At 70.3% G+C, this 26225-nt stretch carries 8 protein-coding genes; 5 read left to right on the forward strand and 3 right to left on the reverse strand.

Annotation, left to right across the window (positions count from 1 at the left end):
* Positions 1-25 precede the first annotated feature (25 nt).
* Positions 26-10954, forward strand: coding sequence for a filamentous haemagglutinin family protein (locus A7W11_RS05365; protein WP_218188576.1), 10929 nt, complete (start codon positions 26-28; stop codon positions 10952-10954).
* A 241-nt stretch (positions 10955-11195) separates the two neighbouring features.
* Positions 11196-11816, forward strand: a complete 621-nt coding sequence (locus A7W11_RS05370; RefSeq protein WP_066134561.1) for an RNA polymerase sigma factor — start codon at positions 11196-11198, stop codon at positions 11814-11816.
* A gap of 170 nt (positions 11817-11986) precedes the next feature.
* On the opposite strand, the gene A7W11_RS05375 is transcribed toward A7W11_RS05370, so the two are convergent.
* The gene (locus A7W11_RS05375; RefSeq protein ID WP_066409659.1) at positions 11987-12913 is read right to left on the reverse strand and encodes a LysR family transcriptional regulator; all 927 of its coding nucleotides are present in this window, start codon (positions 12911-12913) and stop codon (positions 11987-11989) included.
* Positions 12914-13095: 182 nt separating this feature from the next.
* Here A7W11_RS05375 and A7W11_RS05380 point away from each other — a divergent pair, with 182 nt between their 5' ends.
* The 3 genes from A7W11_RS05380 to A7W11_RS27885 all read left to right on the forward strand — a co-directional run bounded on the left by A7W11_RS05380 (position 13096) and on the right by A7W11_RS27885 (position 23721).
* Positions 13096-13794 (forward strand): pirin family protein, encoded by a 699-nt coding sequence (locus A7W11_RS05380; RefSeq protein WP_066409662.1) that lies wholly within the window; start codon positions 13096-13098, stop codon positions 13792-13794.
* A gap of 193 nt (positions 13795-13987) precedes the next feature.
* Complete coding sequence (locus tag A7W11_RS05385) at positions 13988-14887, forward strand: pirin family protein (RefSeq protein WP_066409664.1); 900 nt, start codon at positions 13988-13990, stop codon at positions 14885-14887.
* A gap of 221 nt (positions 14888-15108) precedes the next feature.
* On the forward strand, positions 15109-23721 hold the full coding sequence (locus A7W11_RS27885) for an autotransporter-associated beta strand repeat-containing protein (RefSeq protein WP_066409666.1): 8613 nt from the start codon (positions 15109-15111) through the stop codon (positions 23719-23721).
* Positions 23722-23743: 22 nt separating this feature from the next.
* Here the strand turns inward: A7W11_RS27885 and A7W11_RS05395 are convergent, their stop codons facing one another.
* Positions 23744-24520 (reverse strand): ABC transporter ATP-binding protein, encoded by a 777-nt coding sequence (locus A7W11_RS05395; protein ID WP_066409668.1) that lies wholly within the window; start codon positions 24518-24520, stop codon positions 23744-23746.
* A gap of 4 nt (positions 24521-24524) precedes the next feature.
* Complete coding sequence (locus A7W11_RS05400) at positions 24525-26192, reverse strand: ABC transporter permease (RefSeq protein WP_066409670.1); 1668 nt, start codon at positions 26190-26192, stop codon at positions 24525-24527.
* Positions 26193-26225 lie beyond the last annotated feature (33 nt).

Below are 26225 nucleotides of genomic sequence, written 5' to 3' on the forward strand. Positions count from 1 at the left end.
CGGCGAGGATGGCCGCCTGTACAGCGTGGACCGCGCGCCGGGCGACCTGCTCTACAAGGGCGTCTATCGTGGCTACGAGGCCGCGTCGGCGCGCTGGGGCGAGGATGCCACGCGCTACTACTACAACCCGCTGATCGCGCCGACCTCGCGTTTCGAGCCGGGCTATACGGTGGGCCGCGATGCGGGCACGCTGGTGGTGTCCACGGCCAGCGCGGTGCTGGAAGGCCGGCTGGTGGGCGAGACGTTCCAGGGCACGCGGCAGACGGAAGCGCCGTTGCCCGAGGCCGAGGGCTACGGGCAGTCCCACAGCGCGCAGTCGCGCCGCGGGCAACTCGTGGTGGGCGACTGGCGCTATTACTACGACGCTCGCAATCGCACCCTCGTCCCCACGCTGGGCGCGACCAGCCAGAACATCGGTCGGATCGTCGTCGAGCAGGATGTCGCTTCGATCGCGCAGGAACTGGATCTGTCTGCCGCGTTGCCCGACGACCGCAAAGGCGTGCTGCGCCTGGACACGGCGCTGCTGGATCAATCGCCGCTGGGCGCCATCCGGCTGGCGGCGCGCGAGCACATCGCCATCGACGCTACGCTGAACACGGCGGCGGGCGGCAGCATCACGCTATATGCCCCCCAGGTGGACATCCGCGCCGACGTGGTCAGCCGTGGCGGCAGTATCCAGGCCGGCAACGTGCTGAACCAGCCCAATGGCCAGCGTATCGAGAACGTGGCGCTGGCGCCGCTGGCAGGTCAGACGACGCACCTGAACGTGGCCGAAGGCGTACGCCTGGATGCCAGCGGCCTGTGGAGCGACGGTCTGGACGGCGCGCAGGCCCTGGCGGCGCGCGTGCATCGCCACGGTGGCAGCGTGTCGCTGCAAGGCACAGGCGATGTCGTCATCGCCGAAGGCAGCGTGATCGACGTGTCGGCGGGCGGTGTGCTGCAGCCCGATGGCGAGCTTCTGGGTGGGCGCGGCGGCAGCGTCACGCTGGCGGCCGATGTGCTCAGCGACAAGACCCTGCCCGTGGGCGGACGGCTGGCCTTCGACGGCCAGGTGCAAGGTTTCGGCATCGCTGGTGGCGGCACGTTGTCGGTGGCCAGCGCGGGCGTCATCGTGCTGGGAGGCGAGCGGCAGGCCGCCCAGGATGCCGATGCGCTGTGGCTGGACGCCGGTCTGTTCCAGACCGGCTTCGCCCAATACACCGTGAATGGCCACGGCGGGGTGACGGTGGCCGAAGGCGCGGCCATCGACGTGGCGATGCCGGTCTATCGCAAGACGCCTGGCGAAACGCGCGAGCCGGGCGCTGCGCGCGACGCGGCGCTGTCGCTGTGGACGCCGCCGCTTTACGACGAAGATCCCGCGAAGGCGATGCTCACGCAACGCAAGGGCGCCAGCCTGACGCTGCGCTCGGAGCGCAACGGGCAGGGCGGCGCCATCGAAGTGAGCGAGGGCGCGCGGGTCGCCGTGGATCCTGGGCAGTCGATCACGCTGCGCGGCGCGGACCAGATGACCGTGCTGGGCAGCCTGGTGGCGCCGGGCGGCCGGATCTCGATCGATGACACGCGCCCCGACACTGCCGCGTTCGACGGCGTGGCCAATGCGAAATCGGTCTGGATCGGCGAGCACGCCGTGCTGGACGTGGCCGGCCGCAGCCATGTGGCGCTGGACCGCCTGGGCCAGCGCTATGGCATCGTGCAGGACGGCGGCAGCATCGAGATCGGCGGCACGCTGAACTGGGAGACGGGGTCGCTCATCCCGCATGGCGGACGCTACATGGACCGCCACCTGATCCTGCGTCCCGGCGCCTTGCTGGACGCCTCGGGCGCGCAGGCCGTGCTGGACCTGCCGGGCCGGGGCGCCACGACGGTGGCCTCCAATGGCGGCAGCATCATCCTGGCGTCGTCCAACAGCCTGTATCTCGATGGCCAACTGCGCGCGGCCGCGGGCGGTGCGCAAGCGGCGGGCGGCCTGCTGGGCGTGGCGCTGGGCGGCGCGTTCTATTTCAAGAACACGGTGACTCCCGAAGTGCTGGTGCCGCGTTCGCTGACGCTGTCGCAGGTGCAGGGCGCCAGCGTGCTGGGCGCAGGGTTGCGCGCGGGCGAAAGCGATCCGGCGCTGGCCTATGGCACGGCCGCGCTGGGCGTGGACCGCATCCAGGCCGGCGGCTTCGGCAGCTTCTCGCTGTACGCCACGACCCTGATCCAGGGCGACGTGGATATCTCCCTGCCGCAAAGCCTGCGCCTGGTCGGCGTGCCGTCCGTGCACGACGACGCGCCGGCCGGAACCACGCTGCGCCTGGCCGCGCCGCATCTTTTCCTGGACGCGGCGGGCTTCCAGATCGTGGAGGGCGGCGATTCGTACACCTATCCGAGCGAGACGATTCCGGGCCTGACCACGGGCTGGCTCAAGCGCGGCCACCAGGCCCGCCTGGACGCGGATCTGATCGACCTGCGCGGCGCGCTGAACTTCAACCACTACGACGACGTGCTGATCGCCAGCCGGGGCGATATCCGGATGCACAAGAACATTCCCGTCGGAACGGGCGATGGCACGCTGTTGTCCGCGCCGAATACCTTGACCGTCATTGCCGCGCAGCTCTATCCGGTGACCGGCGCGGCGGGCGGGATCACGGTGGGCTACGGATTCCGCCTGGACAACGTGCGCAATCCGGATGCGGTGCTCACCCTGCGCCGCGCCGAGGGCGCCTTGCCCGACCAGCCGTACTCGGCGTTCGGCGTGCTTTCCATCAAGGCGCCCACCATCGAGCAGGGCGGCGTGCTGCGCGCGCCGCTGGGCCTGATCACCGTCAGCGGCACCGACATCGGTCCGTCGAAGGTCAGCTTCCTGCCGGGCAGCGTGACCTCCGTCAGCGCGGTGGGCCTGGACATGCCCTATGGGGGCACCGCCGACGGCATCAACTATCGCTATGCCGGCGCCGCGATCGACCCCACCCCGGCAGGCGGGCGAGCCAGTGATGGCCGAATCTCTCGCCGAGTGGAGATCGAGGGCGTCGAGATCGCGGTGGAGCCAGGCGCGATCCTGGATCTCTCGGGTGGGGGAGAGCTGCGCGGCGCGGCCTTCGTCAGCGGCCGCGGCGGCTCCATCGACATCCTCGCGCACGCAATGGCCGACAGCAATCCGGCCATGGGATTCGCATCCTCCGGTAACGGCGTCTATGCCATCGTGCCGTCCTTCCAAGGTGCGTATGCGCCGGTGGTGGCGGAGTCCGGCGCGGGCTTGCCGGCCGTGGGCCGCCAGGTGACGATCGAGCACGCGCTGCCCGGCCTGGCGGCCGGCACCTACACGCTGCTGCCGTCTTCCTATGCGCTGTTGCCCGGCGCCTTCCGCGTCGAGATCGGTGCGGCCACGCCCCATGCTTCCGCCGTCACCGCGCGCACGCGGGGCGGCTCGCTGGCCACCCAGGGCTTCCTGGGCACGGCCCATACGGGCCAACGCAACGCGCTGGCCAACACGCTGCTGGTCACGCCGGCCGGCGTGGTGCGGCGTCATGCGCAGTACAACGAGACCTCGTACGCGCAGTTCCTGCTGGCCGACGCGGCGCGTCGCGGTATTCCGCGCGCCATGCTGCCGGTGGACGCTGCCACGCTGACGCTGACGCTGGGTGCCGGCGCGGGCATGAACGGCAGGCAAGCCTTGCGTGTGGACGGCGAGGCCCGCTTCGCGCCCGCGGCGGGCAGCGCCGGCTATGGCGGCACGCTGACGGTCAGCGGCGCCGCCGCGGGTATCGAGGTGCTCGCGCCTGGCCAGTCGCCCATCCTGGGCGAGCGCGCCGCCGCGGTATCCGCCGACGCGCTCAATGCCTTGGCGCCGACCCGGATGGTCGTGGGCGGGGCCCTGTATGGGACCTACGGTTCGGGGCGCCAGGGATTGGGCACCGACAGCGACGGCGGCAACGTGATCGTGCGCAACGGTGTCACGCTGCAGGCCGCCGAGATCGTGCTGGCCAGCGGCGCGGCAGGGCGCATCGTCGTCGAGCAGGGCGCCACGCTGAACACCCTGGGCCAGGGCGCCATGCCGATGGATGCCCGCAACGGCTTGCTGATCGAGACGCAGGGAACGGGCGCGCTGGTCGTCTCCAACGGCGATGTCACGTTGCTGCCGCCCTCGTTCAAGAATGCCACGCGCATCGAGCTGGGCGCCTGCCTGTCGCAGTGCGAGGGCATGGCGCGCATCGTGTCCGAGGGCTCGATCGCCGTGGCCACCAACGGCGTGTTCTCGATGGGCGAGGCCGTCGAATACGGCACGCGCAACCTGATGCTGAGCGTGTCTTCGCTGAACCTGGGATCCGCGCGGTCGCTGGCGGCTGCCCAGGCGGCGGGCGTGCTGCCGCCGGGCATGGCGATGAGCCAGGACGTGCTGGACCGCCTGTTGCGCGGCAATACGGCGCTGGGCACGCCCGCGCTGGAAAGCCTGATCCTGACGGCGGGCGAGTCCGTGAACGTGTTCGGCTCCATGCTGTTCGATACGCGTGGCGCCAACGGCGCGTCTTCCCTGCAGCGCCTGGTGCTGGGCGCGCCGGCCATCTACGGTTATGGCGCGGCGGGCGACACGGCGACGATCCGCGCCAATGAGTTCGTGTGGGCGGGATCGCTGACGGCCGATCCGGCGACCATCATTCCCGGTTACGACACACCCGCCGCGCCTGGCGGCGCGGTGCTGGACCGCCTGGGCGACGGCACGCTGGCCATCACCGCCGACGTCATCCGTTTCGACGCGGCGCCGTACCGGACGGCGACCTCGCTGGTGCCGGCCAACCGCCTGGTGCTGGGTTTCTCGGCCTTGACGCTGGATGCCGCGACCCGGATCACGGCCAAGGACACGGGCAGCCTGGCCGTGCACCATGCGGTGGACGGCTACGAGGACGGCCGTGGCTGGCAGTACCGCGGCGGCGACATCGTCGTGCATACCCCCTTGCTGACCGCCGAGGCGGGCGCCACGCTGGAGGTGCGCGCGGGTGGGGCCCTGACGGTGCAAGGCACGGGCAACGCCTCCGGCACGAGCAATGCCCTGGGCGGTTCGCTGAGCCTGGCGGCGCAGCGCATCTCGCTGGACACTACCGTGGCGCTGCCCTCGGGCAAGTTGACGCTGGACGCGCAGCAGGACATCGTGCTGGGCGACGCGGCCCATCTCGATCTGGCGGGCCGCGAGATCGCCATGCACGACGTCAAGCAATACAGCTGGGGCGGCGATCTGGTGATGAAGAGCGCCGAGGGCGACATCACGCAGGCCGCCGGCTCGGTGATCGACCTGTCCGCGCGCTACAACCGCGGCGGCCGTTTGCAGGCGACCGCGCTGGGGGCATCGGCGGGCCACCTCGACCTGGCCGGCGCCGTGCTGGGCAGCGCCAGCGGCCTGTACGACGCGGGCGGCACCTATGTGCCCTACGACGCCGCCGAGATCACGTTGCGCGCGCAGACCCTGGCCGACTTCCAGGGCCTGAACACCCGCTTGAACGACGGTGGGGTGGTCGGCGCGCGGCGCTTCCAGGTCAAGCAGGGCGACCTGACGGTGGGCGACGAGGTGCGCGCGCGCCACGTCGAGATCGTGGCCGACGGCGGCAGTCTCACGGTGAATGGCCGCATCGACGCCAGCGGCGTGCAGGTGGGCAGCATCTACCTGGCCGCGCAACGCGACCTGACGATCAACGGCCAGCTGGACGCGCACGGCACGTACCTGCGCCGCGACAGCTACGGCAAGATCATCGACAGCCCGAACCGCGCCATCATCGACCTGACCTCGCGCCAGGGCACTCTGACGCTGGGCGCGGGCGCGTCCTTCGACCTGCGCGCGGGCACCGCGCAGCCCGAGCGGCACGACGGCGTGATGCGCGGCACGCTGGACCTGAACGTGCTTCGCACGGGCGGCAACGATGCGCGCGGCGCGCTGGCCGGATCGGGCGACGGCGCCAACGGCGTGGCGCTGAATGTGGCGGGCACGCCCGTCATCCAGGGCGCCGGCCTCGTGGCGGTCAACGCCTTCCGCCGCTATACCGATGCGCCGCTGGCGGCTGAGCTCGACATCAACCACAAGCGGCCGCAACTGATCTCGCAGGGCTATTTCGGCAACGAGGAACAGGGCATCCACAAGGAGAACCTGGACTTCATGCAATTGGCCAGCGGCAACGCGGCGCTGGGCGATACGCTGTCCCGCCTGGGCGCGCGGCTGCGTCCCGGCGTGGAGATCGCCAGCGCCACGGCGGACGGCGATCTCACGGTGGTGGGCGACCTGGATCTGTCGGGCTACCGCTACGGACCGGACGCCGATATCTCGCGACGCGGCTTCGGCGAGCCCGGCGTGCTGGTGCTGCGCGCCGGCGGCAACCTGAACATCCATGGCAGCATCAACGACGGTTTCGCGCCGCCGCCCGACACGCCGGACGACAAGGAGGGCTGGCTGCTCGTCGAAGGCCGCTACAACCCGACGACCGGGCAGACGCCGTTCGGCGGCGACCTCGTCATCCCGGTGGACAGCGTCACCCTGGACACGGGTACGGTCTTCCCCGCGGGCCGCGCGCTGAACTACGACCTGCCCGCGCAGGCCGCCACGCTGCCCGCGGGCACCGAACTGCCCGTGGGGGTCACCCTGGCGGGCGATCTGGCCCTGTCGGCCGGCCTGGTGCTGACCGGCCAGGTCACGCTGGCCGACGGCACGGTGCTGGCGGCGGGCACCGTTCTGCAAAATGCGGTCACGCTGGGCAGCGGCGCGCAACTGGGGGCGGGCTTCCGCTTGCGCAGCGCCGCCAGCGTGCAGGCCTTCACCTGGCCCAAGGGCATCGCGCTGCCGACGGCGTTGACGGCCAGCGGGCAGATCGTGCTGGCGCGCGGCGCCATCATCCCGTCGCAGACCAAGGTCGAACTGCCGGGCGACGCGCCGGTCAGCCTGCGCCCGGTCGGTCCCGACGGTACGCAGGGCCGCAACTGGGCGGTGGCGCCCATGCTGCCGGCCGGGGCCACGTCCTGGGACCTGACACTGGTGGCGGGGTCGGACCTGGAGTCGGCCGACGTGCGCTCGCGCAATGCGCTGGGCACGGGCGACATCGTGCTGGCCGATACCCATTACGGGCGCCTGGCCAGCTTTACCCGGCGTACCGTGGGCGGGGGCGGCGGCATGCGCCTTTCGGAAACGGCGGCGATTGCATACGGGGTGCCTGAACTGGCGGGCAAGACGGCCGCCGAAGCGGAGGCGTGGTTCCAGGAAACCTACGGTATGGGCTGGATGGACTGGTTCGGCGAATCCTTCGAGGACTTCTGCTCGCAGGCTGGCAATTGTGTCGCCAGCAGCGGACCACGCCTGACGCAGGCCTGGGTGGACGCCAACGCCATGCCCGAACTGCTGGGCATGACCTACGCCGAGGCCGAGAACTGGTTCCAGACGAACTACCAATTGGGCTGGATGGACTGGTTCGGCATCTCGTTCGAGGACTCCTGCGCGACGGCCGGCTTTTGCGAAGGCGATGCGGGCCAAGCGCCCGAGGTCATCACCGAATACGCGTACCGGTACGGCACGCCTTCCTTCAGCGTGCTGCGCACCGGCACGGGCGATCTGTCCATGGCGGCCGGGCGGGACGTGGGCATGATGTCCGTCTATGGTGTCTACACCGCCGGCACGCCGACGTCGGTGGGCGCCGCGGATGCGCGCTTCGAACTGGCACGCGGCGGCGTCACCGAAGGCAGCGCGCTGGGGCCTTACCAGGGCAGCGAATTCGCCGGGGCCATGTCGGTCTACCGCGCCTGGTATCCCGACCAGGGCGGCAACCTGACGGTGTCCGCGGGCCGCGACGTGTATGGCGATGCCTGGGGCGACAATGCCCAGAACGGCGTCAGCTATCCGGGCCAGGACTGGTCGCGGCAGGCCAGCTCGGCGGTCGGCAACTGGCTGTGGCGCCAGGGCGGCCAGGACATCCCCGGCGTGCAGGATATCGACGCCAGTTGGTGGATCAATTTCGGTACGTACGCCAACCGCTTCGAACGGGTGGATGGCCAGCCGCGCCTGGTGGGCTTCACGGGGTTCGGCACCCTGGGCGGCGGCAATCTCAGTCTTTCGGCCGACCGCCACGCCGGCGTGCGCGAGGCGCGCGGCGATGCCTTGGTGTCCCTGTCCGACGCCACCCCGCGTTCGCAGGGCCTGGTGGTCGCCGTGGGCAGCAGCGGGCGCGTTGTCGACGGCGAGCTGGTGTTGACCGGCGGCGGCGACCTGGACCTGCGCATCGGCGGCGCGCTCAATCCCAACGTGCGCGCCACGCAGCAGAGCGACGGCGCGACAGGCAACGGCGGGACCTTCAGATCGGGCGGCGGCTCCATCGACCACCTGGATCTCAATGGCGTGCTGACCAACCTGCGCGGCAACCTGACGCTGTCGGCGGGCAAGGTGGGCGCGGTGTCGCGGTACTACGGCGACGGGGCTGGCCTGCGTGCCAGCGATCCTTTCGCGCTGTCCGGCGGACTGGGCATGGGGGGGCCTGTGCTGATGCTGGGCGATGCGCCGGCCTGGTTGCAGACGCGCGGCGACCTGGTGCTGGCCGGCACCGGCGATCCTGGCCGCACGCAGCTCCTGAACACCACGCCCTATAGCAAGATCGGCGCGGCCGAGCCCGAGTCCGCCGGCGGCGAGAGCTGGTTCTCGCTATGGACTGGCGCCACGGCGGTGAACCTGCTGTCGGCGGGCGGCAATCTGGTGCCGATCAGCTTTTACGGCAACTACAAGAAAGGGTCGAATCTCGGCTGGGAAGTCACCCATTACGCCAGCAGCAGTACCGTCGCGAATTACTACATCGTCTATCCCTCCATCCTGCGCGCGGTGGCGGCGGACGGCAACGTCATCCTGCCCGTGGTTCCCACGAATCTGAGCAGCCAGCGCTATACCCTGATGCTGGCGCCGTCCGCATCCGGAGAGTTGTCGTTCCTGGCGGGAGGCTCGGTGCTGGCCAATGGCGGCCCCGCGGTGACCCTGTCGGGCGCGGACACGGCGCTGCCCAACCCGCTGCGGCCGGCCTTCGCGTCGGGGCTGCTGTCCGCCGCGGATACGCTGTCCAACACGTCCAAGGACGCCATTCGCGGCGCGTCGAACGGCTCCTACCCGCTGTTCGTCTTCGGTCCCAACTCGCCGCAGGAGCGGGCCTTGCATGCCGGCGACGGCACGCCCGCACGCTTCTACGCGGTCGACGGAGACGTGGTGGGCGTGAAGGCGGGCAGCACGACCTCGATGTTGAATCGCGGCTACCCGGATTGGACGACGGTCCCCCTGGCCCAGTGGTTCGAGGCGGCCACGCCGCTGGCGGTGCGCGCCGGCCGCGACATCCTGGACTTCAACGGGATCGCCTTGCACAACAATGCCAGCGACGTATCGGTGGTGCAGGCCGGGCGCGACATCGTGCATGCCGGCTTCACCGTGGCGGGGCCGGGCGCGGTCGTGCTGCAGGCCGGCCGCCAGTTCCGCCAGGACGACGTGGCCAGCGTGCGCAGCATCGGTCCGCTGGTGCGCGGCGATACGCGCCCGGGCGCCAGCATCGCGGTGCTGGCCGGCGTGGGCGCGGCGGGACCCGATTACACGGGCTTCCTGGCGCGCTATCTGGATGCGGCCAACGCGATGGCGACCGGTCCGGGCAACGGCCTGGACGCCCAGCCCGACCGCGTGGTGCAGACTTACGGCGGCGAACTGACGCTGGCCGACTGGCTGCGCGCCCAATACGGCTATGCGGGCACGACGGAGGATGCCCCCGCCGAGTTGGCCCGGCGGCAGGCGCTGCGCGACGCCGATACGGAACAGCAGTACCGCAGCCTGGCCGAGGACTATCGCCAGGAAAGTCAGCTGTACCTGGTGAACTGGCTGCGCGACGTGCAAGGCTACGAAGGCGATGCGGACGGTGCACGCGCCGCGCTGGAGGCCCTGGCGCCCGCGCAGCGCGAGATCTACGCACGCCAGTTGTACTTCGCCGAACTGCGCAAGGGCGGCCGCGAGTACAACGACGAGGCGGGCCCGCGCTTCGGCAGCTACCTGCGCGGCCGGCGCGCCGTCAGTGCGTTCTTCCCGGAAATGGATGCGCAGGGGCAGGCGGTGTCGTATGGCGGCGACTTCACCATGTACGGCGGCGCCGGCCTGCACACCGACTTCGGCGGCGGCATCCAGGTGCTGACGCCGGGCGGCTTGCAGCTCGTGGGCCTGGAGGGCGAAGCGCCGCCGGCCACGGCCGGCGTCGTCACCCAGGGCCGCGGCGACATCGAGATGTACGCGCAGTCCAGCATCCTGCTGGGCCAGAGCCGCATCATGACCACCTTCGGCGGGCATGTGCTGGCGTGGTCTGCCGAAGGCGACATCAACGCGGGCCGGGGCGCCAAGACCACCGTGGTCTACACGCCACCCAGGCGCGTCTACGATGCCGTGGGCAACGTGGCGCTCAGCCCCACCGTGCCCAGCAGCGGGGCCGGCATCGCCACGCTGAATCCGATTCCGGAGGTGCCGGCGGGCGACGTGGACCTGATCGCGCCGCTGGGCACGATCGACGCGGGCGAAGCGGGGATTCGCGTATCGGGCAACGTCAACATCGCGGCCTTGCAGGTGGTCAACGCGGCCAACATCCAGGTGCAGGGCGAGTCCAAGGGCATTCCGGTGGTGGCCGCGGTGAACGTGGGCGCGTTGACCAACGCCAGCGCGGCGGCCACCAGCGCGGCGACCTCGGCGCAGGATGCCGTGGCGCGGTCGCGGGCAGCGGCCCAGAAGGCGCTGCCGTCCATCATCAGCGTGCAGGTGCTGGGCTTCGGCAACGAGCCCGCCTCGCGGCCGGCGCAGCCGCCGGGCGGCTCGGCGCCGCGCGCGGTCGAGCCCAGCGCGGATGCCGGGGGCCGGGTGCGGGTGCTGGGGCATGGCGACACGCTGCGTCCCGAGCTGATGGCGCACCTGACCGACGAGCAGCGCCGGCTGCTCGCGCAAGAACGTTGAGGCGACCCAGGTCATGGACATGATCGGGATCCATAGCGGGGGCGGGGAGTCCAGCCCGAATACCGGCTGGGGCGATGGGTGCATCGCTTCGACCGGAGACTGGGCAGGGGACGCCTGCCGGTATGCGGCCGGTGCGGCGGAACCGGTCCGGCAGCAGCCCCTTCACAAGGCGGCGTTACCGGCACGAAGCCAGCACGGACAGGGGCAAGGGACGAAGGATGTCCGCGGTTTTGTTCCCACGTTGCGTGAAGTCCTGGCTTCCAACTATGCGCTGCTGCAGCGCCGCCTGCAGCGTCGCCTGGACAGCGAGGACCTGGCCAGCGACTGCCTGCACGAAGCCTGGTTGCGGCTGGGAGACGCCAGCGTGCCGGCGTCGATCAGGCACCCGCAAGCCTATGTCTATCGCGTCGCCTGCAACGTGGCCATGGACATGCTGCGGACCCAGCGGCCGGGGCTGCATCACTGCCTGGACGAGGACGGCATGGATGCGTTGCCCGACGCCGCGCCGGGACCCGAAACCGTTGCGCAGGCGCGGTCTGGCCTGGCGGCGCTCGAGCGCGCGATGGATCGGCTGCCGGCGGGACACCGTACTGTGCTGTCCGCGCTGCGGCTGGAAGACCAGACCCGTACCGAAGTGGCGGACCGGCACGGCATGTCCCTGCGCCGGGTCGATACCGTGTTGCGGCAGGCCCTGGATTACTGCGCGCAGGCTTGCGGGGAGACCGTGCGGGTAGGCGTCAGCGGTCCGCGGCGGGCCTTGCCCCGGCGCTGGCGGAGACAGGCAGAGGCGGGCCTGCTGCCGGCGTCCCCCCACGCGGCCGCTGCCCGCCCGCGCGGGGTCGCGCGCCTGGCATCCCGGTGACCGGCGCCCTCCGGCCCGAGGGGAGCAAGGCGGCATGACGGCGTAATGCCCACGGGCCTGGTGAGTTCGGTTCGCGAAGCCCGGACGGCAGGACAGGCATGCCGGGCCTGACCTCGACGTCATAGCACGGCGCAGCCCCTCGTGCAGGCAGATGGCCAGGATTGGGGCGATCAGGCGCCGAGTCCCAACAGGCTTTCACAGAGCTTGGGCGACTTCAACCGTTCCAGCCACCACGCCAGCCCCGCGCCGGGCTGGCGCGCCTGCCACGCGTACACCACGTTCTCGTCCAGCGAAACGCCGCCGTCGACGGGACACACCACCAGCCGCCCTTGCGTGATGTAGGGCGCGGCCAGCGTCAACGGCAGGTAGCCGCAGCCCAGTCCGCGCATCTGCGCCTCGATCTTGCCCTGCATGTTGGGCATCACGATCAGGGGCTGCTGGTTCAGCAGCCCGCGCGTGCGGGTGGGCAGGTCGCGCGAGGTATCGGCCACCACCACCGCGCAATAGGCCGAGATGTCCGCGGGCAGCAGCGGCCGGTTCAGCGCGGCCAGCGGATGATGCGGCGCCACGCAGAACGCGAACTGCGTCTGGCCCATGGCCTGCGAGCGGAAGGCGTTGCCCGGCGGCGAACCCGCCGCGTCCGCGCCGATGATGAGGTCGGCCCGTCCTGACGCCAACGCATCCCAGATGCCGCTGAGGACTTCGCTGGAAAAGCGCAGCGTGGTGCCGGGGCCGGCGATGCGGAAGTCCTCGATGATCTCGTACAGCGGCTGCCAAGGCAGCACGGCGCTGACGGCGATGCGCAGCTCCACCTCCCAGCCCGTGGCCACGCGCTTGACGCGGTAGGCCAGTTCATCGAGCGATTGCAGCACGTGGCGGCCTTCGTGCAGCAGGGTTTCGCCCGCCGGCGTCAGTTGCGCCCGGTGGCCGCTGCGGTCGAACAGCAGCACGTCCAGCCCATCTTCCAGCTTGCGGATGGCGTAGGTGACGGCCGAAGGCACCTTGCCCAGCTCGCGCGCCGCGCGGGCGAAGCTGCCGTGGCGGGCGATGGCGTCGACCATCGACAGCAGTTCGGGGGTGATGGGCTGTTGGCTCATGGGGAGAGATCGCGCGAAAGGGCGGCCGAAAAGTCGTTCAAATTATTTGAATAATCTCATCAATGCCGTTCAATCTCAAGGCGACGGGCGACGCGCACAATGCGTTTCATGCGGTGAACGACGAGGCCAACCGGCTGCGTTCCCCCCACCAGAGTCATTCATGATTTCCAAAGGAGTTTGCCATGATCACGATCCGTCGCAGCGCCGACCGCGGCCACGCCAACCACGGCTGGCTCGATACGCACCACACGTTTTCCTTCGCCAACTACTACGACCCCGAGCACATGGGTTTCGGCCCGCTGCGCGTGATCAACGATGACCGTATCGGCGCCGGCCGCGGTTTCGGCACCCACGGCCACCGCGACATGGAGATCATCACGTATGTGCTGGAAGGCGCCGTGGCGCACAAGGACAGCATGGGCAACGGCTCGACCATCCGCCCGGGCGACGTCCAGCGCATGAGCGCCGGCCGCGGCGTGCTGCACTCCGAGTTCAACCCGCAGCCCGACCAGCCCACGCACCTGCTGCAGATCTGGATCGAGCCCGACGTGACCGGCATCGTGCCCGAGTACGAGGAAAAGCGCTTCGCCGAGGAAGAGAAGCGCGGCCAACTGCGGCTGGTGGCCGCCCCGGACGGCGCCGAGGGCGCGGTGCGCATCCACCAGGATGCACGCCTGTACGTGGGCCTGTTCGATGGCGACGAGTCGAGCCGCCTCGAATTGGCGAAGGGCCGCCGCGCCTGGGTGCACGTGGCCCGTGGCCAGGTCACCGTCAACGGCCTGGCGCTGCAGACCGGTGACGGCCTGGCGGTGACCGACGAGGCGGCGCTCGAACTGTCGCAAGGCCAGGGCGCCGAAGTGCTGGTCTTCGATCTGCCCTGAGCGAGGCCGGGCGGCGTGTGACCACCCGCCGCCCGGCGGCCGGGGTATCGTGACCCAAGTCTGAACGATGCCCCGGCCGCGTGTCCCCGCCTTTGTGGCGGCAAGCAGCAAGTCCTTGAATCCGTTTTCGTTGCGCCGAGCCCGCCATCGAGGCGCCGGCCCGATCCCAAGCAAGCACACCCAGGAGTTTTCCATGTCCGACCTGTCTACCGCCGTCGATACCATCGTTATCCCCCGCACCAGCGACATCGGCAATTTCGAGGTGCGCCGCGCGCTGCCCTCGGCGCAGCGCCGCTCGGTCGGTCCCTTCGTGTTTCTGGACGAGATGGGCCCGGCGGTGATGCCGGCCGACATCGGCATCGACGTGCGTCCGCATCCGCACATCGGCCTGGAGACGGTCACCTATCTGTTCGACGGCTCGCTGGTGCACCGCGACAGCCAGAACAACACCAAGACCATCCTGCCGGGCGAAGTGAACTGGATGACGGCCGGCCGCGGCATCGTGCACTCCGAGCGTTCGTCGCCCGAGGCGCGCGCCGTGGCGCAGCGCATGTTCGGCCTGCAGATGTGGGTGGCATTGCCGCGCGAGCATGAAGAGACCGATCCGGGTTTCGTGCATTACGGCCGCGACGCGCAGCCCGTCGTCGAAGGCGAGGGCGTGCACGTGCAGGTGGTGGCCGGCTCGCTGTTCGGCAAGACCTCGGCCGTGCGCACGCTGTCGCCGTTGTTCTACGGCGACATCACCTTGCAGCCGGGCGCGTCGGTGGACGTGCCGGCCGAGCATGAAGAGCGCGCCGCCTACCTGGCCGAAGGCTGTGTCACCGTGGAAGGCATCCAGCACGATCGCGGCCGCCTGCTGGTGTTCGCGCCGGGCCGCACCGTCACGGTCACCAATACCGGCAACACGCCGGCCCGCTTCGCCATCGTGGGCGGCGAGCCGCTGGATGCGCCGCGCTTCCTGTGGTGGAACTTCGTGTCCAGCAGCAAGGACCGCATCGAGCAGGCCAAGCAGGATTGGCGGCGCAACCGGTTCGATCAGGTGGTGCAGGGCGACGAGACCGAGTTCATTCCCTTGCCGGAAAACCGCGCTTGAAGCACTGACAATCCCGTTTCAATCTGTCTTGGACCGCGCAATGCGCGGTCTTTTTGTATTTTCTTAAATAAAAACGAAATGTTCCGTTATAAATGCGCCAGATGAACGGCGCGGAGGACGCAGCTCGCCAGCAGTGTCGGCGCGCCCGCGCCGTAGGCTATCGATTCGGTTTCGCGATCGAACGCGCGATACCTACAGAACATTTTCAGGGAAATACGCCGATGTCCCGTGCCCGCGATTCGAAACGCCGCGAGTTGCCGAAATTCCTGCCCGCCATGGGCGTCTTCCTTGCCCTGGTGGGCGCGGGCATCCTTCCCGCTCCCGCTTATGCGGCCTGCTCGGCGGTCGGCAGCAATGTCACGTGTTCGGGGGCCGCCAACCCGCTGGCGCCCAGCTATGCCAATGGCGCCAACAATCTGAACGTGACCGTGAACAACGGCGCTACGCTGGGCGTGCTGCTGGGCGTCGGCGGCAATGTGATGACGCTGACGGGCGCGAATAACACGCTCACCAACAACGGGCAGATCGACGTGACCACGCTGGGCACCGGCCTGGGCGTGCTGTCCTCGGGCGTCGTCATGGGCAATGCCTCGGCCAGCACGCAGACGATCGTGAACAACGGCGTCATCCGCGGCAGTTCGGGCGTGGCGGTCGCGCTGACCGGCATGGCGCTGGCGGTACAGAACGGCCCCGGCGGCACCACCAACATCACCAACACGGGCCTCATTTCCACCGCCGGCATCCTGGGCGCGACGCTGGTCGGTCCCGATGCGGGCGTGCTTGTGGTCTACGGCGGCGGGCAGGTCAACATCGACAACTCGGGCACCATCAACGGACGCATCGCGCTGGACAGCGCCGCGGGCGGCAACACGTTCACCAACTCCGGCACGATCAACGGCAGCGTGTCGATGGGGCGCAACAGCACCAACCACTTCATCGCCACCACCGGCTCGTCGGTCACCGCGGCTGGCGGCACCGCCTTGCAGGCCAACCTCGGCATCGGTGCGACCACGCTGACTTTCGCGGCCACCGGCTTCGTGGACGGCGGCGCCGGCGGCGACAACACGCTGAGCCTTCAGCAAGGCAGCGAGGCCACCGGGTCAATCGACAACAGCCGTTACATCAACTTCAACCACCTGGATGTGCAGAGCGGCTTCTGGACGCTGTCCGGCGCCTCCGGCGCGACCGACGCCACGCTGGGCAACGGCACGACCGCGGTGATCGACAACGCGGCCTCGCTGGGCACGGGCAGCATCGTCTCGAACGGCGGAGCCATCCAGGCCTCGGTGTCGGGGCTTACGCTGTCCAATGCCATCAGCCTGACCGGCAGCGGCCTGACCGTGGGCGGCACCGCCAATCTGGGCTTGAGCGGCACCCTGTCGGGCAGCGGGGCGCTGACGCAGGCCGGCACCGGCACGCTGTTGCTGAGCGGTGCGAATAACTACACCGGCGGCACCGATATGCAGTCGGGCACCGTGACGGTCGGCAACAACGCCGCGCTGGGCAGCGGCAGCGTGACGGTCAGCGGCAGCGCCACGCTGGACAGCAGCCAGAGCGTTGTGGTGACGAACCAGATCGCCGTCAACACGGGCGCCACGCTCACGCTGGGCGGCAGCAATGCGCTGCAATTGGGCAGCGTGATTTCGGGCGACGGCAGCGTGGCCAAGAATGGTCTGGCCACCGTTACGCTGACGGCCGCCAACACCTACACCGGCCCGACCACCATCAACTCGGGCACGCTGGCGCTGAGCGCGGGCGGCTCGCTGGCCGCCACCGCGGCGGTGAATCTTGCCGGGGGAGCGGCCGGCTTCGACATCAGCGGCGCGAACGCGAACCAGACCATAGGCTCGCTGTCGGGTGTGGCGGGCAGCACGATCACGCTGGGAGCGAACGCGCTGCGCTTCGGCGGTGCCACCGACCAGAGCTTCGGCGGCACGATAGGCGGCACCGGCGGCATCTTGAAAATGGGTAGCGGCACTCAGACGCTGACGGCTGCCAACACGTATACCGGCGTCACCACCATCAGCGCGGGCAGGCTGGCGCTGGGCGTGGGCGGCTCGCTGGCGGCCGCCAGCGCGGTGGTTCTCGATACGTTCGGCGCCAGCTTCGACATCAGCGGCGCGGGCGCGAACCAAGCCATAGGCGGGCTGTCCGGCGTGTCCGGCACCACGGTCACGCTGGGGGCGAATACCCTGACTTTCGGCGACGCCGATAACCACACCTTCGGTGGCTGGATAAGCGGTTCCGGTGGCATCGTCAAGCAGGGCAGCGGCACCGAGACGTTGACGGGCGCCCTCACCTATTTCGGCGGCACCACCATCAATGAAGGCACGCTGGCAATTGGCGGTAGCGGCTCGCTGTCGGGCATCGGAGCCGTCAATCTCGCCAACGCGGGGGCCCGCTTCGACCTGAGCGGTGCGAGTGCACCGCTGACGATAGGCGCACTGGCGGGCGCGACCGGCTCCGGCGTCGTGCTCGGCCCGAACGGCCTGGCATTCGGCGATGCCGGCAATCACACGTTCGGCGGCACCATCGGCGGAACAGGCGGCGTGGTCAAGCAGGGCAGCGGCACCGAGACGCTGACAGGCACCAATACCTACACGGGCGGCACGACCATCATCGGCGGCACGTTGGCGCTGGGCGCGGGTGGCTCGCTGAGCGACAGCGGCGCGGTCAACCTTGGGGCGCCCGGGGCACGACTGGATATCAGCACCGCGGGCGCGAACCAGACCATAGGCGCGCTGGCGGGCGTGGCCGGCACCACGGTCGCATTGGGCGCGAACGTGCTGAGCTTCGGCGACGCCAGCGACCAGACCTTTGGCGGCGCGATCAGCGGCACGGGCGGCATCACGAAGCAGGGCTCGGGGATCGCCAGGCTGACCGGCGCCAGCACATATACCGGCACCACCACCATCAGCGCGGGCACGCTGGCGCTGGGCACCGGCGGCGCGCTGGCGGCAGGCGGCGCGGTGGATCTGGACACCTCCAGCGCCCGCTTCGACATCAGCGACTCGGGCGCAAGCCAGACGATAGGCGCGCTGTCGGGCGTGTCCGGCACCACGGTCACGCTGGGCGCGAACACGCTGAGCTTCGGCGGTGCCAGCGACCAGACCTTCGGCGGCGCCATCGAGGGCACCGGCGGCGTCGTCAAGCAGGGTAGCGGCACCGCGACGCTGACGGGCGCCAACACCTACAGCGGCGGCACCACGATCAACGCAGGCACGCTGGCGCTCGGCGCGGGCGGCTCGCTGTTGGGCACGGGTGCCGTCGATCTCGCCAATGCGGGGGCCACCCTCGATCTTGGCGGCGCGAACGCGCCGCAGACCATCGGCGCGCTGACGGGCGTGGCCGGCGCCAGCGTGATGCTGGGCGCCAACGGCCTGGCGTTCGGCGGTTCCGGCAGCCACACCTTCGGCGGCACCATCGGCGGCACCGGCGGCATCGTCAAGCAGGGCAGCGGCACCGAGACGCTGACGGGGGCCAACACCTATACGGGAGGCACCACCATCAGCGCGGGCACGCTGGCGCTGGGCACGGGCGGCTCGTTGGCCGCGGGCGGCGCGGTCAACCTGAGCGCGTCCGGTGCAAGCCTGAACATCAGCGGCGCAGGCGCCGACCAGACCCTGGGCGCGCTGTCGGGCGTGGCCGGCACCACCGTGTCGCTCGGGGCGAACATGCTGAGCTTCGGCGATGCCACCGACCAGACCTTCAACGGCACGATCACCGGCACGGCCGGCATCGTCAAGCAGGGCGCTGGCAGCCAGACGCTGGGCGCCGACAACACCTACTCCGGCGGCACCACGCTGATGGACGGTACGCTGGTAGTCGGCTCGAACGGTGCGCTCGGCACCGGCGCGCTGACCGTGAGCGGCCCCGCCAGCCTGGAGGCTGCGACGGCGGTCACGCTGGCCAACGACGTCGTCCTGGACTCGACGGCCACCCTGGACGGCAGCCAGGACCTGACCCTGGCCGGCGTCGTGTCCGGCGGCGGCGCACTGGTCAAGAACGGCGCCGCCACGTTGACGCTGTCCGGCATCAACACCTTCAGCGGGGGCGCCACACTGAACGCCGGCACGCTGACGGTCGGCAATGCGCAGTCGCTCGGTCTTGGCGAACTGACTGTCAACGGCGGTCGCCTGTCGCTGGGTGCCACCGAGTTGACGGTCACCTCGCTGGACGGCATGACTGGCGGCACCATTGACTTGGGCACCGGCAACCTGAACATCTCGGGCGGCGGCGCCTACAGCGGTGTGCTGACCGGAGCCGGTTCACTCATCAAGAGCGGCATCGACACGCTGACCCTGCTGGGAGAGAACCTTTACACCGGCGGTACGCGCGTGGCGCAGGGCACCCTGAGCGTGGGATACCTGGGCACGGGCAGCGTCCTGGGCAATCTGAATGTTTCCAGCGGCGCCACGCTGGCGGGCTCGGGCACGGTGGGCCAGGGCGGCACGGTCATCATCGAAAGCGGCGGCCATCTGGCGCCGGGCAATTCCATCGGCACCCTGAACGTGGCGGGCAACCTCGACCTGAACCCAGGCGCGATCCTGGACTTCGAGTTCGGCCGGCCCGGCGCCAGCGGCAACGCAGCGTCCGCCACCAACGACCGCGTGGCGGTCACGGGCAACCTGACGCTGGATGGCACGCTGAATATCGCGCAAAGCGGCGCACCCGCCGACGGCACCTACAACGTGGGCTACTACCGCCTGATGACCTATGGCGGCACGTTGGTCGACAACGGCGTGTCCATCGGTACGCGACCCGTGGGATCGAACGCCAACCTGGCGGTGCTGGCCGAAGGCGGCAACGTGGATCTGCGTGTCGGCGCGCTGGGCGACGACACCCTGCAGACGTGGCAGGGCGGCAGCGGCGCCTGGAACGCCTCCGACCTGTCCTGGCTGAACGACGCGGGTGAATTGCCCCAGGCCTGGGCCGGCAATCATGCGGTGTTCGACGGGACGGGCGGCACGGTCACCGTCGCGGGCACCCAGTCCTTCAAGAGCCTGCAGTTCCGCAACGGCGACTATATCCTGGCCGCACCGGTCGGGACCGGCGCCTTGGATACGGTGGCCGCAGGCAGCGAATTGCGCGTGCTCTATGGCGCAAGCGCCGAGATCTCCGCGCCGATCACCGGCCCGGGCGCCGTGTCCCTGACCGGAGGCGGTACGTTGACCCTGTCCGGAGCCAATACCTACACCGGCGGCACGCGTATCGACGTCGGCGTGCTGCAGATCAGCAGCGATGCCAACCTGGGCGCGGCCACAGGCTCGGTGGCGCTGGGCGCGAGCATCCTGTCCACGACCGCCGATATCGACAGCGCGCGCGCCGTGAACTTGACCTCCAACGGCATGCTGGCCCAGGCCGAGAACACCACGCTGACCTTGTCCGGCATGGTCACTGGCCAGAACCTGATCAAGATCGGCGCCGGCACGCTGCGGCTGACGGGGCCGAACAGCTACCTCGGCACCCTGGTCGCCGACGGCACCCTGATCGGCAACGCGGCCTCGATTTCCGGAGACATCGGCAACGGCGCGACCGTGGTGTTCGACCAGGCATCCGATGCCGATTTTGCCCGCAACATCGGTGCGTTCGGCAGCACGGCCGGCCACATGGTCAAGCGCGGCGCGGGCATACTGAGCCTGCTGGGCGGCAGCACCCTGGATTGGACCGTCGAAGCCGGCACGCTGGCCAGCCAACTCGGCACGCAGCCGGGCGGTGGCGCGGCACCGCTGGCCCTGCATGGCGGCGCGCTGGACATCGATGCCGGCGCGGCCTTCGTCGCGCAGCAGACCGCCGTGAATCGCAGCTATGCCGGCACTTTGAGCGGTGCGGGCAGCTTCACCAAGACTGGCGCGGGCAGCCTCACCTATACCGGGGATGCCAGCGGCTTCTCGGGCAGCACTGCCGTGCAGGCCGGCGCCCTGATCCTGGGCAGCGACGGCGTGCGTTGGGGCGGCACCATGAACGTGGCGTCCGGCGCCACGCTGGGCGGGGTGGGCACGGTCGGCAGCGCCAACAGCGAGGTCGTCATCGGCGCCGGCGCGCATCTGGCCCCGGGCGCGCAGGTGGGCGTACTGCGCGTGGCGGGCGACCTGACGCTGAACGAGACCGCCATCGTGGACGTCAGCCTGGGCAGCCCGGGCACGGCGGCCAGTCCGTCGGCCGGCCGCAGCGGCCGCATCGTGGTCGACGGTGACCTGGTGCTCGACGGCACACTGACTCTTGCGCAGAGCACCGCCAGCGCGGACGGCACCGCGGCGCTGGGCTACTACCGCCTGGCCACATACGCTGGCGCGCTGACCGATCTCGGCCTGGACATCGGCACGACCCCTGCCATCGGCAACGCGACCTATCGCATCCAGACCGGCAACAACCGCGTCGACCTGTTCGTGGGCGCCACCGGCGACCAGAGCCTGCAGGCCTGGCAAGGCGGCAACGGCGTCTGGAACACCAGCGACCAGGTCTGGATCAACGATGGCGGCCAGGTGCCGATGGCGTGGGCGGGCGGCCATGCCGTATTCGGCAACGGCAGCGCCGCGGGCACGGTGCAGGTGCAGGGCAACGTCGCCATCGACGGCATCCAGTTCGTCGATGACGGCTATGTGCTGGCAGGCAACGGCGCGTTGGACGTGGGGGCGGCGGGCGCCGAAGTGCGCGTGCTGGCCGACGGCGCGACCATCGCCACGCGCATTGCGGGGGCGGGCGCGCTGACCAAGACCGAGGCCGGCACGCTGGTCTTGTCCGGGCAGAACACCTATGAGGGCGGCACGCGCGTCCAGGGCGGCGTGTTGCGTATCGGCAGCGACGCCAACCTCGGCGCCTCGACGGGCGAAGTGCGCCTGGCGGGCGGCACGCTGTCCGTCAGCGACAGCCTGCAGACCAGCCGCGTGCTGACCGTGTCGGGGACGGGCGCGCTGGACGTGGACGACGGCGCGCTGCTGCAATGGCGCGGCGACTGGGCCGGCCAGGGCACGCTGGCCAAGACCGGCGCGGGCAGCCTGATGCACCAGGGCAACAGCAGCCTGGACCTGGACATCGCGGCGGGCCGGTTCATCGCGGCAGGTTCCCTGGCGGGCAGCGTGGCCGTAGGCTCGGGCGCTACGCTGGAGCTGCAATCCCCGGACAGCCAGACGTTGACCGCTGCCGTGTCCGGCGCCGGCAGCCTGCTCAAGAGCGGCACGGGCAACGTGCTGTACAACGGCGATGGCTCGGCGTTCACCGGCAACACCGTCGTGCAGGCGGGCCGCTTCAGCGTGGGCTCGGCCGGGTCCGGCGCCGTGCTGGGCGGCACCCTGCAGGTCATGAGCGGCGCCACGCTGGGCGGCAGCGGCCGTATCGGCAGCACCACGCTGGCTGCCGGCGCCACGGTGGCGCCGGGCAACTCCATCGGCACGCTCAGCGTGGCCGGCGACTTCACCTTCGATCCGGCCTCGCGCTACGAGGTCGAGGTCGATCCCGGCGGCACCGACAGCGACCTGCTGCGCGCCACCGGCGCCGTGGCGCTCAACGGCGCCGCCGTGCAGCACGTGGGCCTGAACGGCAGCTACCGGCCGGACGCCACCTACACCATCGTGTCGGCCGATGGCGGGCTGAGCGGCACTTTCGGCAGCGTCAGTTCCGACTACGCCTTCCTGGCGCCCAGCCTGAGCTACGACGCAAGCAATGCCTATCTGCGCCTGGTGCGCAACGACGTGGCCTTCGACCGGCTGGCCCAGACGGGCAACCAGCGCGCGGTTGCCCGCGGCGCCGAGAGCACGGGCATCGGATCGCCGGTGTACGACGCCATCGTCACGCAGACCGGCGACGCGGCCAGCATCCGGCGCGCCTACGACCAACTGTCCGGCGAGATCCACGCCTCGCTGCGTTCGGCCTTGCTGGACGAAACCCAGTTCGCGCGCGGCGCCGTCAACGACCGCCTGCGTACAGCCTTCGGATTGCCGGGCGCGGCCACCGCGCCGGTCACCGCGTATGGCGACGGCAATGCCCAGGCCGCACCCGCCGACGCGCGCGGCCTGGTGGGCTGGGCGCAGGCCTACGGCGGCTGGGGTTCGCTGGACGGGCAGGCCGGCCAGGGTTCCTCCAAACTGGACCGTTCGGCGGGTGGCGTGTTCATGGGCGCCGACGCCTCGGTGGGCGGCAACTGGCGCGTGGGCGCGATGGCGGGCTATGGCAGTTCCTCGCTGAAAGCCGAGTCGCTGGGCGCCAAGGCCAATGTCGACAACTACACCGTGGGCGTGTACGCCGGCACGCAGGCCGACAGGCTGGGCCTGCGGCTGGGCGCCACGCAGACCTGGCACCACGTCGATACGCGCCGCGGCATCGATGTGGCCGGGCTGACCGACGGCGCGAAGGCGTCGTATCGCGGCAGCACCGCGCAGGTGTTCGGCGAGGCCAGTTATGCCTTGCAGACGGGCCCGGTGTCGGTCGAACCGTTCGCTGGTCTGGCCTATGCCAATCAGCGCATGCGCGGCTACGACGAAGACGGTACGGCCGGGCTGAAGGGCAAGAAGGACAGCGACGGCACGCTGTTCAGCACCCTGGGCGCCCGGGTGTCGGGCCAGTTCACGCTGGGCGGCGCGGATGCCACGGCGCATGGCGCGCTGGGCTGGCGCCACGCCTATGGCTCGGTGCGGCCCACGGTCACACAGGCCTTCGACGGCGGAAACGACTTCACGGTGGCCGGTACGCCCATCGCGCGCGATGCCGCCTTGGTGGAAGCCGGGCTGGATCTGCGGGTTGGCCGCAACACCACCGTGGGCGTGGCCTACCAGGGCCAGTTAGGAGATGGCGCACGCCAGCACGGGGTGAAAGCCCAGGTGAGCGTGCGGTTCTGAGGCGGCACCGGACGAGCGCCGCTTACGCCCCGCGCGCGTACGCCTGCTGGCGTTGCTCGTGCAGGTCCTCGCGCCGCACGAAGCCGCGCACGAAATCATCCACCGGCTGATGCAGCAGGTTGTGCGGCGTATCCCATTGCGCCAGCCGGCCTTCGGACATGATGCCGATGCGATCGGCGATGGCGAAGGCCTCGGCCTGGTTGTGCGTGACCAGGATGGCCGTATGGCCCGTGGTCTTCAGGATGTCGCGCACCTCGAAGGCCAGTTTCTCGCGCGTGTCCACGTCCAGGTTGGAGAACGGCTCGTCCAGCAGCAGCAACTCGGGCGAGGGCGCCAGCGCACGCGCCAGCGCCACGCGCTGCTGCTGTCCGCCGGACAGTTCATGCGGATAGCTGTCGGCCGCATGGGCCAGCCCCACCAGTTCGAGCATTTCGGCCACGCGCGCCTCGCGTTGCGCGCGAGCCGCGCGGCGCAGGCCGAACCCCACGTTCTGCGCCACCGTCAGGTGCGGAAACAGCGCGTAGTCCTGGAACATCATGCCGACGCGGCGGCGTTCCGGCGCCACTTGCACCTGCGGCGACGAGATCACCGCGCCATCCAGGCGGATGGCGCCGGCGCGCACCGGCTCGAAGCCCGCCACGGCGCGCAGCACCGTGGTCTTGCCGCAGCCGGACTGGCCCAGCAGGCAGCCGATGTGGCCGGCGGGCAGGCCCAGCGACAGGTCGTTCACCACCACCTTGTCGCCTTGCGGCGTTTCATAGCCCAGCAGGATATGGTCGAGTTCCAGCAAGTCGGCCATGGTCTCAATGTCCTATCTTCAGATTGGTGCGCGCCAGCAGGATCACCGGCAAGAGGCCGGCCAGCACGATGGCCAGCGCGGCGACCGCGCCTTCCTCGTACGTGCCGCGCGCGGCCTCGGCGTACAGCCAGGTGGCCAGCGTGTCGAAATTCATGGGGCGCAGCAGCAGGGTGGCGGGCAGTTCCTTCATGGCGTCCACGAACACCAGCAGCGCGCTGGCGGCAATCGCCGGGCGCAGCAGCGGCAGGTGCACGCGGCGCAGCGTGCCCGCGGCGTTCTCGCCCAGCAGGCGCGAGGCCTGTTCCAGCGACGGCGGAATGCGCGACAGCCCGGCCTCGATGCCGCCCGCGGGCATGGCCAGGAAGCGCAGCGTGTAGGCCACCACCAGCGCGCCCATCGAGCCCATCAGCAGCAGTCCGTCCAGGTTCAGCGCGTCCGCCAGAGCGTGGTCGATCAGCGTGAAGGGCGTCAGCAGGCCGATCGCCAACACTGTGCCCGGCAAGGCATAGCCCAGGCTGGCGATGCGCAGGCAGGCGCGGCCGGGATTGAAGCGTGAGCTCTCGCGCAGGGTGCGGCCGGCCCAGGCCACGACCAGGCCGCACAGCACGGTGACCACCGTTGCCGAGCCGGCCAGAACGAGCGTATTGCCCAGCCCGGCCAGCAACTGATGCGAGACGCCGCCCACCAGATGCAGGCGCTTCCAGGTCTCGGCAACCAGGTACAGTGCCGGCGCCACGAAACCCAGCAGCACCGGCATCCAGCCCAGCGCGATCGCCAGCAAGGCGCCGGCGCCATGCAGCCGGCGCGCCTGCATCGGCCGCATGCGCTGCGTGTTGGCATAGCGCTGGCGCTTGCGGCCGTGGCGCTCCAGCAGGATCAGCGCGACCACCAGCGCCAGCATCGACAGGGCGATCTGCGCCGCGCCGGCCAGATCCGAACGCGTGACCCAGGTGCTGTAGATGGACACCGTCAGCGTCTGCACGCCCAGGAATTCCGAGGCGCCGATGTCGTTCAGCGTTTCCAGCAAGGCCAGGCTGACGCCCACCACGATGGCCGGGCGCGCCAGCGGCAGCGCCACGCGCAGGAATACCTCGGCGCGGCCGGCGCCCAGCGTGCGGGCGGCTTCCAGCAGGCTGGCCGCCTGCGTCATGAACATCACGCGGGTGCTGAGGTACACGTAGGGATACAGCACGAAGCCCAGCACGAAGATCGCGCCGTAGATCGAGCGCAGGTCGGGCAGGCGGAACTGGCGCGGGCTGTCGTAGCCCAGCATGGCGCGGATGGCGCCCTGGATGGGCCCGATGGGATGCAGCAGGTCCAGGTAGGCGAACGCGATGATGTAGGTCGGCACCGCCAGCGGCAGCAGCAGCGCCCAGGTCAGCATGTGGCGGCTGGGAAAGTCATAGGCCGTCACCAGCCAGGCCGATCCCGTGCCCAGCAGGGTCACCAGCACGCCCACGCCCAGCAGCAGGAGGGCGGTGTTGGTCAGCGCGCTGGGCAGCACGTTCTGCGCCAGGTGGCGCCAGTGTTCCAGGTCGGCCTGCAGCGCCCACCAGGCCAGCGCGGCCAGGGGCGCCAGGACGGCCAGGGCGATCAGCACGGCGCCGGTCAGCCAGCCCGCGCCGCGTTCGGCGCGCGGGCGCATGGCCCGCGGCAATGTCTGTTTATGCATGCAGCAACATCGAATACGGCGCCGATTGCGGCG

This window comes from Bordetella ansorpii (assembly GCF_900078315.1).
Taxonomy (GTDB): domain Bacteria; phylum Pseudomonadota; class Gammaproteobacteria; order Burkholderiales; family Burkholderiaceae_B; genus Bordetella; species Bordetella ansorpii.